The organism is Psychrobacter sp. HD31 (genome assembly GCF_051097895.1).
In the GTDB taxonomy this organism is placed as follows: Bacteria; Pseudomonadota; Gammaproteobacteria; order Pseudomonadales; family Moraxellaceae; genus Psychrobacter.
Genome location: NZ_CP142525.1, coordinates 381,893 through 393,695 on the forward strand (window position 1 = coordinate 381,893; position 11,803 = coordinate 393,695).

Genomic DNA, 11,803 nt, shown 5'->3' on the forward strand with positions numbered 1-11,803 from the left:
TCGCACCAAATAGAATGTAAAATAATTTAGGAAATACTTTTAAAATGGCTTGGTTAAAAGACTTTATAACAAATCTGCCGCTTGATGATATTAGCGAAAAAACCAATTATGTGGTGCAACTATGGTCTAACTTAGTTAAAGATGTCCCTGCAGATGATTTGCCAGTATATGTGTATCTTGGTGGTAGCATTATTGCACTTATCCTGTGGCTATTTGTATCTCGTGTTTTACCAAAACCATTGGGTGGTATGAGTTGGGTAATATTGTTTGCGGTGTTGCTCACCCCAGGAGCATCCTATGATCATTCTGGAGAAATCGCGCCAGCAAGTATGGGGGTTGTGCACTCATTATTAATGAAAGACTTTGTACAAGCCATCTCAAATCTTGTGCCAATTTTGTTTGTTGTGGTTGTTGGCTTCTTTTTAGGGTTTATTTGGCAAGTGATGTTATCTAGCATGAACAAAAATAAAAATACTGCATAGAACGTTTAGAGAATCAAAAATTAGTATCCTAAATACATTGTAAATAGAGATTAGGTAACCAAAGGGTTGCCTTTTTTTGTGCCATAAACTTGTTTGTTTATGGTATAAAGGGTGATATTTATTTTTAATAATCTAAACGTATAGGACGTATGTATGACACAAACAAATAACACGCAATTTACAGGTACACAAAACTATATTGCCACAGAAGACTTACAGCTAGCCGTAAATGCCAGTATAACACTACAAAAACCTTTACTAATTAAAGGCGAGCCAGGCACAGGTAAAACCTTACTGGCAGAAGAGATTGCCAAAAGTTTAGATATGCCACTAATTACTTGGCATATTAAATCCACCACAAAGGCTGAACAAGGCTTGTATGAATATGATGCCGTTTCTCGCTTACGTGACTCACAATTAGGTGAGGATAGGGTATATGACATTAACAACTACATTAAACCAGGTAAACTATGGGAGGCATTTACCAGCGAGCAACGTAGCGTATTGTTGATTGATGAAGTTGATAAAGCGGATATTGAGTTTCCTAACGACTTATTGCATGAACTCGATAAGATGTCATTTTATGTATACGAAACAGGGGAGACCGTTACTGCTCAGCAACGCCCTGTGGTGATTATCACTTCAAATAACGAAAAAGAACTGCCAGATGCATTTTTACGTCGTTGTTTCTTCCATTATATTGATTTTCCTGATGAGCATACCATGCGTCAGATTATTGATGTGCATTTCCCCAACATCAAAGAAAAATTAATTAATGAAGCATTAACCTTGTTTTTTAAACTACGAGAACTGCAAGGGCTAAAAAAACCACCTTCGACCTCTGAGCTGGTAGATTGGTTAACGCTGTTAATGGCAGACGATAATGCCCAGCAGAAATTAGAAGATACGCTGTCTGGTAATACCGGTGAGCTACCATTAGCAGGTGCCTTGTTAAAAAATGAGGCAGATATGGAATTGTTAGCAAGGTTTAATAACTTACTTAGAGGCTAATGGTCAGTCTTTTTTGGAGGTTAACAAGCCATGTTTTTAAAATTATTTTACACCTTACGTACCTATGGTGTGCCTGTAACCACACGTGAATTGCTAGATTTACATTCAGCATTAGATAAGGGACTGGTAAACAGTCTTAACTATAGCCGAGATGAGATGTATCGGTTATTAAAGCTGTGTATGGTTAAAGATGAACGCCATTTTGATAAGTTTGACAGGGCAATGGCAGATTATTTTGATGGGGTAGATACCCTTGATATGGATGAACTGTTATCCAAACTCAGCAATATACCAAAAGAGTGGCTGGAGCTAAAGCTTGACCCAAAAAACTTAACCGAAGAACAACGCCGGCTACTTAAAAAATATGGCTCACTAGAAGAGCTAATGAAAGCCCTAGAAGAGCGCTTAAAAGAGCAAAAAGAACGGCACCAAGGTGGCAGTAAGTGGGTTGGTACAGGTGGTACCTCTCCATTTGGGGCCTATGGCGACCACCCAGAGGGGGTTAGAGTAGGTGGCGAGTCACGCAAACGTAGTGCTGTTAAAGTTTGGGAACAGCGCAAATATCGTAACTTAGATGATGATAGCCAATTGGGTACAAGGCAGTTGCAAATGGCACTGCGTAATTTGCGTCAGTTTGCCCGAACCGGTAGTGCCGATGAATTAGATATCCATGAAACCATACGTAAAACGGCGGAAAAAGGGCTGTTAGATATTCGTATGCAACCAGAGCGTCGAAACCGCGTTAAAGTGCTGATGTTGTTTGATATTGGCGGCAGTATGGATGTGCATGTGGAGGGGTTGGAACGTTTATTTACGGCTGCAAAAAATGAGTTTAAAACGCTTGAGTTTTATTATTTTCACAACTGCTTGTATGATTTTGTTTGGAAAGATAATAACCGCCGCCATAGCGAACGTATATCTACCTATGAACTACTCAATAAATATGGGCGAGAATATCGGGTGATATTTGTAGGTGATGCTTCTATGTCACCTTATGAGTTGTTTAGTGTTGGTGGTAGTGTTGAGTATATGAATTCTGAAGCTGGCATAGTCTGGCTTAAGCGTATTTTGTCGCATTTTGATAAGGTCGCTTGGCTTAACCCAGAGCATCAAGACTATTGGATGTACACTCAAACTATTGTTGAAATTAACAAATTATTTGAAAACAATATGTACCCAATGACATTGCATGGTATTGAAGACATGACTGATTATATGGCAAGGGGTTAGTGTACAAATATGACGCAGCAAAACACTAACCTTAAACCACAAGACAAACAGCAACCGCTTGATAGTAAACCAGCCACCTATTGTGATTATGTGGCTAACTTACCTGCTGATAATGTGCATCGTATCTATCATGATACCCAATATGGCTTTGCTATTGATGATGACAACGAGCTATTTGGACGTTTGATTTTAGAGATAAACCAAGCTGGGTTATCTTGGGATATTATTTTAAAAAAGCAGCATAACTTTGCTAAAGCGTATGATAACTTTGATATAGCAACTGTTGCCGCCTATGATGAGGCAGAGCGAGAAAGGTTGCTAAGTGATGCTGGTATCATACGTAACAAATTAAAGGTTAATGCTGCTATTTATAATGCACAGCAAATTTTAAAGTTACAAGCCGAACATGGCTCATTTAAAGCATGGTTAGATGCCAATCATCCGATGGAACATAAAGCGTGGGTGAAGCTGTTTAAAAAAACCTTTAAATTTACAGGCGGTGAGATTACCAAAGAGTTTTTAATGAGTACTGGTTATTTACCAGGTGCCCATGTAGAGGGGTGTCCTATTTACGACAAGCTTAGACATCAAAAATTGTAATCTTGTTTAGATATTAATAATAAGAAAGCTAGGAATAACCTAGCTTTCTTATATGCGCTTTGTTGTTTACGCTAATACAGAACCAATTTCTGCTTCTTCTGGCATGGTAGCAACCACAAGCTTGCCATCTTTTTCTGCCGAGATAACCATACCTTCAGACACGCCAAACTTCATTTTACGTGGGGCAAGGTTGGTAACACAAATGACCTTTTTACCTTGCAACTGTTCTGGCTCATAAAACTTGCGGATACCACTAAATACATTGCGTGTGTTTTCTTCACCCACGTCTAAGGTAAGCTGTAGCAGCTTATCGGCACCTTCTACATGGTTACAGTCAATCACTTTAGCAACTTTCATTTCAACTTTAGCAAAGTCTTTAATATCAATGTAATTTGGTGATGTGTCTTTTTTAGTTGGCTTCTCTGCTTTTTTGCCAGGCTCAGGTGCTGCCGCAATGGTTTGTTTAGAGGCATCAATCATGGTATCAATTTGTTTTTGCTCAACCCGTTGCATTAGCGGTTTAAACTTGTTGATTTCATGACCCAATAATAACTCTGTACGGCTGCTAAATAACAAGTCATCAACATTTAAAAATGCTTTTGCGTTGTCCGCAAGCTCTGGTAAAACAGGCGCAAGATAAGTCACTAGTTGACGGAAAATATTTAGCGCAACCGAGCAAGCATCTTGTACTTCTTGCTCTTTACCTTCTTGTTTTGCTAAAGCCCAAGGCTTTTTGTTATCAATGTATTCATTTGCTTTGTCAGCACATGCCATAATCAAACGCATGGCTTTTGCAAACTCGCGGTTTTCGTATGCTTGGGCAATTTCATCACCGGCATTAACAATACCTTCAAGTAGTTCTGGCTCACTACAAGTATCAGACAATTTACCATCATACTTTTTGTAGATAAAACCGGCACTACGGCTGGCAATATTAACAACCTTACCCACTAAATCAGAGTTTACTTTTTGCATAAACTCAGCCATATCTAAGTTTAAGTCTTCTACGGTGTCAGACAGCTTACTGGCAAAATAATAACGTAGGTATTCTGGATGCAGGTGCTGTGCATAGGTAGATGCCTTAATAAATGTGCCACGAGATTTACTCATTTTTTCGCCATTTACGGTTAAAAAACCATGCGCAAATACACCGTTAGGCGTACGGAAATTAGCACCTGTTAGCATGGCAGGCCAAAATAAAGAGTGGAATGAAATAATGTCTTTACCAATAAAGTGATAAATCTCTGTTTTATCCGCGTATTCTGCCAGCCAATAATCATCAAAACTTAAATCGCTGCGACGCTTGCATAGGTTGTTAAAGCTTGCCATATAGCCAACAGGGGCATCTAGCCAAACATAAAAGTATTTGTCAGGTTCATCTGCTGGTGTATTAGGGATTTTAAAACCAAAATAAGGGGCATCACGGCTGATATCCCACTTAATTAAACCAGAATCTAACCACTCATTTAGTTTGTTAGATACGGATGATTGCAAATGCTGTTTGCCATTTGTTTGTCCAGTTGTCCAAGCTTTTAAAAAGTCTTGAAATTGTGGTAAATCAAAAAAGTAGTGTTTAGAACTTTTTAAAACAGGTGTTGCACCTGATAAAGTTGAATACGGGTTTTTTAACTCTGTGGCATTATAAGTTGCGCTACAACTTTCACAGTTGTCGCCATATTGTTCAGGTGTGTCACAATTTGGACATTCTCCCTTTACATAGCGGTCAGCTAGGAACATCTGTTTTTCTGGATCAAATAGTTGTTCTACATCTTCACTGACAATATAACCTGCTTCATTCAAACGGTTGTATATCAGCTCTGACATCTCACGGTTTTCTTCACTGTGGGTGGTGTAGTAGTTGTCATAACCAATCAAAAACTTAGAAAAATCTGTTTCGTGAGCTTCTCTAACTTTGCTAATAAAGTCTTCTGGCGAGGTATTGGCTTCATCTGCTTTTAGCGTGATTGCGGTACCGTGTGCATCGTCTGCACAGACGTAAGTAACCTTATGACCTTGTGCCTTCATTGCACGTACCCAAATATCAGTTTGAATATGTTCAACCAAATGCCCTAAATGGATGTCGCCATTGGCATAAGGTAGGGCAGAAGTTACTAAAATATTACGGGATGAAGTTTGGTTGGTTTGTTGCACAAAATCACCTTAGGTTAAAAGCAAATTAAATAGAATTATAGAAGTGTGCTATATGATAGTTGATTTGAGCTTTTTTTAAAAGTTTGTATTTATTAATATATTTTTAAGTTTACAAATGTTCTTTAATTATATATTTTAGTATGTGTCTTTATTCAAAAAAAGCATACACTCATTCAATAAAGGAGTAGAAAATGAGTCAATCAAAAGTTTATGAAAGTGCCGAACAAGCACTTGCCGATGTAGTGACAGATGGACATACATTGGCTATTGGTGGATTTGGGCTTTGTGGTATACCTGAAGCACTGATAGAAGCGTTAAGGGATAGTGGCAAAAAAGAGTTAACTTGTATCAGTAATAACGCAGGCGTCGATGGATTTGGGCTTGGTTTATTGTTAGAGACTCGTCAAGTTAAAAAAATGATTTCATCTTATGTTGGTGAAAACAAAGAATTTGAGCGTCAATTTTTGTCTGGAGAGCTAGAAGTCGAACTTACCCCACAAGGCACACTTGCAGAAAAATTGCGAGCCGGTGGTGCTGGCATACCCGCCTTTTATACAGCCACTGGTTATGGGACACAAATAGCTGAAGGTAAAGAGACACGTGATTTTGATGGCAAAAATTATGTTATGGAGCGCTCTTTAACGGCAGATGTGGCACTGGTTAAAGCACAAAAAGCGGATAAAGCGGGTAACCTTATTTTTAACAAAACTGCGCGTAACTTTAATCCACCTTGTGCAATGGCAGGCAAAATAACCATTGCAGAAGTAGAAGAGATTGTAGAAGTTGGAGATATTAACCCAGATGAAGTGCATCTGCCTGGTATTTTTGTACAACGTATCGTACTTAATGCTAACCCAGAAAAGCGTATCGAAAAAGTAACAACAAAAGCTTAATTAAACGTATCAATTAAATTTAAATGGAGTTAAAAATGCCTTGGAATAGAGAACAAATGGCACAAAGAGCAGCTAAAGAGCTGCAAGATGGATTTTATGTTAATTTAGGTATCGGTTTACCAACCATGGTTGCAAACTACATTCCTGATGGGATGGATGTTTGGTTACAATCAGAAAATGGTTTGCTTGGTATTGGTGAGTTTCCAACTGAAGATAAAGTTGATGCAGACTTAATTAATGCTGGTAAGCAAACAGTAACGGCACAAACTGGTGCCAGCTTTTTTGATAGTGCCAACTCATTTGCCATGATTCGTGGCGGGCATGTGAATCTTGCTATTTTAGGTGCAATGGAAGTATCTGAAAAAGGCGACCTTGCTAACTGGATGATACCTGGCAAAATGGTAAAAGGTATGGGCGGCGCAATGGATTTGGTTGCCGGTGTACAACGTGTGATTGTGTTGATGGAACAAACCAACAAACATGGCGAGCCAAAAATTTTATCAGAATGCCAATTACCACTGACAGGTACAGGGGTTGTTAATCGAATTATTAGTGAACTTGGCGTTTATGATGTAACCGCAGCGGGTTTAAAATTGATTGAACTTGCTGAAGGTATCACTTTTGAAGAAGTACAAGAAAAAACACCAATTAAGGTAATCGATGGGCTTTAAACACATCAATTAATCTTATCTTAGTTTTACTAAGGTAAGTAACTGACATTGGTTGTTTTTTTTGTAACTAAATGAATTTATAGCAAACTTTTTTAGTTGCATTTTGACAAAAAACAACATTCATGATATAAAATTTTTGCAAGTGTTTAAAGTGAACAGTCGTTTTTAAGAAAACTTTTTATAATCATCATGGATATGTGATTATAAAAAAACTTATAAAACATGGAGTTTGTAAGTATTTTAAACCTTAATATATGTTAAACCGTTTGTGGTTATGGATAATCAAACGTTGCAAGTTAAGGTCGCTTTTATAAAAGCTGATTAAAAAACCAATAAACATAATTTTTGAAAGGATTCAATTATGACCAGAGCAACTTTATTAGACTCTTTGCAGTCTGTGCAAATGGGTGCTACCTCCGCTAATGCGCCTCTCACCAAAAGCTATGACAAGGGTCCAGAAACCCATTTAATCGATGCAACCATTGGTAATTTTTTTGATGCCGTTGTTGATAAATATCCAGAGCGAGAAGCTTTGGTATCGGTTCATCAAAATGTGCGTTGGACATACAAACAACTGCAAGAAAAAGTTAATCAGCTGGCAAGTAGTTTTATTAACATGGGGTTAGAAAAAGGCGGCAGAGTTGGCATTTGGTCGCACAACAATTATGAATGGCTGCTTATGCAACTTGCCACTGCTAAAGTGGGCATTGTTTTGGTTAATATTAACCCAGCTTATCGTGTATTTGAGCTTCAATATGCGCTTAATAAGTTAGGCTGCTCTGCATTGGTATTAATGCGTCACTTTAAAAGCAGTGATTATGCCAATATGATTAAAGAGCTTTGCCCAGAAATTTTACACAAAACCTATAATCAATTAGATTTAGTGGAAGTCCCAACGGTTGAACGCATTATTTGGATTGATGAACCCGGTAATGAAGAAGACTTTCCCTATATGCAAAAATTCTCTGACTTTTTAGCAGAGGGTGATGCTAATGATTACCGAGTGGCACGCAGACAAGCACAATTGGATGTACACGACTCAATTAATGTGCAGTTTACCAGTGGCACAACAGGCACACCAAAAGGTGCAACTTTAAGCCATCATAACATTTTAAATAACGGTTATTTTATTGGCGAGGCAATGAACTTAACCTGTGATGACCGTTTGTGTATTCCTGTTCCTTTGTATCATTGCTTTGGTATGGTGTTAGGCAATCTCGCTATTATGACCCACGGTGGTACCATTGTTTATCCAAATGATGGTTTTGAACCCATTAGCGTATTAGAAACGGTGCAAAATGAAAAATGTACCGCTTTGCATGGTGTGCCAACCATGTTTATTGCTGAGCTTGACCATCCAGACTTTGATAAATATGACCTATCAACCCTACGCACCGGCATTATGGCAGGCTCAAGCTGTCCAATTGAAGTCATGCGTCGTGTGATTGATAAAATGCACATGAGTGAGGTGACCATTGCCTATGGTATGACAGAAACCAGCCCAGTATCGTGCCAAACTAATGAACATACGCCAATTGAAAAACAAGTATCTACGGTTGGGTTAGTACAACCAAATATCGAAGTAAAAATAGTTCATCCAGAAACTGGTGACGTTGTAGATATTGGTGAAACAGGTGAGTTACTTACCAAAGGCTACAGTGTGATGAAAGGCTATTGGGGTAGCCGTAAAAAGACTCGTGACTCTATCATCGACGGTTGGATGCATACAGGTGACCTAGCCACAATGGATGAAGACGGTTATATTAAAATTGTTGGGCGTAGTAAAGATATGGTCATCCGTGGTGGTGAAAATATCTATCCAGTAGAGATAGAAAACTACCTCTATCGTCATCCAGATATTTTAGATGTGCAAGTGGTTGGTGTACCAGATGAAAAATATGGAGAAGTGCTAGCTGCTTGGGTGATTAGCAAAAAAGGGCATGATTTGACTGAAGACAATGTGCGTGATTTTTGTAAAGACCATATTGCGCATTACAAAATACCAACCTATATTCTTTTTGTAGAAGAGTTTCCGATGACGGTCACTGGCAAAATCCAAAAGTTCAAGATTGTTGAAACCATGAAAGAAGAATTAGGTATTTCTTGATAGATTTAACCTAATCCTTCCTCATTAGGTTAAGGACTGACTTCGCAAAGAAAACGAACGCTTTTAAAACATCAGGAAGAATACAGAAAATGACGCACCCCATTAACAGCAAAATTAGCCCAAACTCAGCCGAATTTAAGCAAAATGCCCAAGCCATGCAACAAGTGGTGGATGACCTACATCAGCACTTAAGCAAAATTGCCCAAGGTGGCTCAGAGCGTAGCCGAGCCAAACATTTATCTCGTGGCAAACTCTTGCCTCGTGAGCGTGTGGAGAAACTCCTTGACCCAGGCACGCCATTTCTTGAAGTGGCACCGATGGCAGCGCATGGCATGTATGATGCTGACATTCCAGCCGCGGGGGTCATTGCTGGCATTGGGCGTATTAAAGGCATCGAATGTATGATTGTCTGTAATGATGCGACGGTCAAAGGTGGTACTTACTATCCAATGACAGTTAAAAAGCACCTACGTGCGCAAGAAATCGCCACCCAAAACAATCTCCCTTGTGTGTACCTTGTAGACTCAGGCGGTGCAAACTTACCCAACCAAGATGAAGTCTTCCCAGACAAAGAACATTTTGGACGCATCTTCTATAACCAAGCCAATATGTCTGCCCAAGGCATCCCACAAATTGCCGTGGTTATGGGTAGCTGTACCGCTGGGGGTGCTTATGTTCCTGCAATGAGTGACGAATCCATCATTGTTAAAGACCAAGGCACTATTTTCCTTGGGGGACCGCCATTGGTAAAAGCTGCCACTGGTGAAGAAGTTAGTGCCGAAGATTTAGGCGGTGGTGATGTGCATACCCGTCTATCAGGCGTGGTTGACCATCTCGCTCAAAATGACACTCACGCCCTGTCTATCGCACGGGATATCGTTGGTAACCTTAACAAACCAAGTAAAATCATCCCTAATCAACAAGCTTCACGACCACCAAAATACGACAGCAAAGAACTGTACGGCATCATCCCAACCGATACTCGCAAGCCCTTTGACATCAGAGAAATCATCGCTCGTATCGTTGATGCCAGTGAGTTTGATGAGTTTAAAGCTCGTTTTGGCACGACTCTGGTGTGTGGATTTGCCCATATCGAAGGCATGAAAGTTGGCATTATCGCCAACAACGGCATTCTGTTCAGTGAATCGGCACAAAAAGGTGCTCACTTTATTGAGCTCTGCTGTCAACGCAAAATCCCACTGGTATTTTTACAAAATATCACAGGCTTTATGGTTGGTCGTAAATACGAAAACGAAGGCATCGCCCGTCATGGTGCAAAAATGGTGATGGCAGTTGCCAACGCTCAAGTGCCTAAATTTACTGTGGTTGTCGGTGGCTCATTTGGTGCGGGTAACTACGGCATGTGTGGACGAGCCTACAATGCCCGATTTATGTGGATGTGGCCAAACGCTCGTATCTCGGTGATGGGCGGTGAACAAGCTGCCACCGTTCTTGCTACTGTTAAACGCAGTCAATATGACCGCCAAGGTACAGAGTGGTCAGCCGAGGACGAAGAGGCATTTAAAGCCCCAATCCGTGAGCAATATGAAGAGCAAGGACATCCGTATTATGCTTCGGCACGTCTGTGGGATGATGGCATAATCGACCCAGCCGATACTCGCCGAGTGCTTGCTCTAGGCTTGAGTACAGCTTACAACGCCGAAATCAAAGAAACCAAGTTTGGTGTGTTTAGGATGTAATCTGTCATGGGTCATTCTAAATTCAATAAGGAATGACGTGCGGTATTTTAAAATTCATTAACCATGATGATAAATTCAATGATTAAATAAATAAGCCCAAAGGACACCCATGCAAACCTTACAAATAATAAAAGAAAACCTTGTTGCTACCGTCACCCTAAACCGCCCAGACAAACGCAACGCCTTTAACGATGAAGTCATTACTGAGCTCAAGCAAGCCTTTACTGAATTAGGGCAAGATGATGAAGTGCGAGCTATTGTCCTTACTGGCACAGGCAAAGCCTTTTGTGCTGGGGCAGACCTCAATTGGATGCGTGCTATGGCGGACTACACCCGTGATGAAAACCTAGCAGATGCCAATGAACTGGCTCAAATGCTTAAAGTGATTTATGAATGCCCAAAACCAACCATTGCCAGCGTACAAGGCGATGTGTATGCCGGTGGCGTTGGCTTAGTATCTGCTTGTGATATTGCCGTAGCGGTTGATAGTGCCAATTTTTGTTTAAGTGAGGTACGACTTGGCTTAGTCCCTGCTACCATCAGTCCTTATGTTATTCGAGCGATGGGCGCAAGACAGGCACATCGTTATTTCCTCACTGCCGAGGTATTTAATGCTGAAGAAGCAAAACGCATTGGTTTAATCCATGATTTTGTCAGTGTTGAGGTCAATGCTGAGATTAACGAAGATGGCATTGCCAATCGTACTGAACTTGATGAAACCGTAGCAAAAATCGTTAAAAAACTGGTTAACGCCAGTCCAAATGCGGTCAGCGTCTGCAAAAAGTTGGTGCAAGATGTTGCCCATGCTGACATTACGGATGAGCTGATAGCCGACACAGTGGCAGGCATTGCCGATATCAGAGCCAGCGAGCAAGGCAAAGAAGGCGTACAGTCATTCTTACAGAAACGGAAGCCGAACTGGTTAAATTAAAGGGTTATTTTAATCTATAAAATGGGG

At 40.1% G+C, this 11,803-nt stretch carries 10 protein-coding genes; 9 read left to right on the forward strand and 1 reads right to left on the reverse strand.

All coding sequences use genetic code 11. The features are described from left to right. Positions 1-44 precede the first annotated feature (44 nt). The 4 genes from VH441_RS01535 (at position 45) to VH441_RS01550 (ending at position 3,323) form a co-directional block, all read left to right on the forward strand. Complete coding sequence (locus VH441_RS01535) at positions 45-482, forward strand: resolvase (protein ID WP_434353730.1); 438 nt, start codon at positions 45-47, stop codon at positions 480-482. Positions 483-635: 153 nt separating this feature from the next. Next, positions 636-1,493, forward strand: a complete 858-nt coding sequence (locus VH441_RS01540) for an AAA family ATPase (RefSeq protein ID WP_434353731.1) — start codon at positions 636-638, stop codon at positions 1,491-1,493. Positions 1,494-1,523: 30 nt separating this feature from the next. Further along, positions 1,524-2,723: a vWA domain-containing protein gene (locus VH441_RS01545; protein ID WP_434353732.1), complete on the forward strand. Its 1,200-nt coding sequence runs from the start codon at positions 1,524-1,526 to the stop codon at positions 2,721-2,723. A gap of 9 nt (positions 2,724-2,732) precedes the next feature. After that, positions 2,733-3,323, forward strand: a complete 591-nt coding sequence (locus VH441_RS01550) for a DNA-3-methyladenine glycosylase I (protein WP_434353733.1) — start codon at positions 2,733-2,735, stop codon at positions 3,321-3,323. Positions 3,324-3,389: 66 nt separating this feature from the next. Here the strand turns inward: VH441_RS01550 and metG are convergent, their stop codons facing one another. Then, entirely contained in the window at positions 3,390-5,474 is a 2,085-nt protein-coding gene (metG, locus tag VH441_RS01555; RefSeq protein WP_434353734.1) for a methionine--tRNA ligase, read from the reverse strand. Positions 5,475-5,665: 191 nt separating this feature from the next. On the opposite strand from metG, the gene VH441_RS01560 reads away from it, so the two are divergent. From VH441_RS01560 to VH441_RS01580, 5 genes are all read left to right on the forward strand, one after another. Beyond that, a complete protein-coding gene (locus VH441_RS01560) occupies positions 5,666-6,367 on the forward strand; it encodes a CoA transferase subunit A (protein WP_434353735.1) in 702 nt (233 codons plus the stop codon). Between the two features lie 35 nt (positions 6,368-6,402). Then, the gene (locus VH441_RS01565; protein ID WP_434353736.1) at positions 6,403-7,038 is read left to right on the forward strand and encodes a CoA transferase subunit B; all 636 of its coding nucleotides are present in this window, start codon (positions 6,403-6,405) and stop codon (positions 7,036-7,038) included. Between the two features lie 361 nt (positions 7,039-7,399). After that, positions 7,400-9,145, forward strand: coding sequence for an AMP-binding protein (locus VH441_RS01570; RefSeq protein WP_434353737.1), 1,746 nt, complete (start codon positions 7,400-7,402; stop codon positions 9,143-9,145). An 89-nt stretch (positions 9,146-9,234) separates the two neighbouring features. Then, positions 9,235-10,845 (forward strand): carboxyl transferase domain-containing protein, encoded by a 1,611-nt coding sequence (locus VH441_RS01575; protein ID WP_434353738.1) that lies wholly within the window; start codon positions 9,235-9,237, stop codon positions 10,843-10,845. Positions 10,846-10,954: 109 nt separating this feature from the next. Continuing rightward, the gene (locus VH441_RS01580; RefSeq protein WP_434353739.1) at positions 10,955-11,776 is read left to right on the forward strand and encodes an enoyl-CoA hydratase/isomerase family protein; all 822 of its coding nucleotides are present in this window, start codon (positions 10,955-10,957) and stop codon (positions 11,774-11,776) included. Positions 11,777-11,803 lie beyond the last annotated feature (27 nt).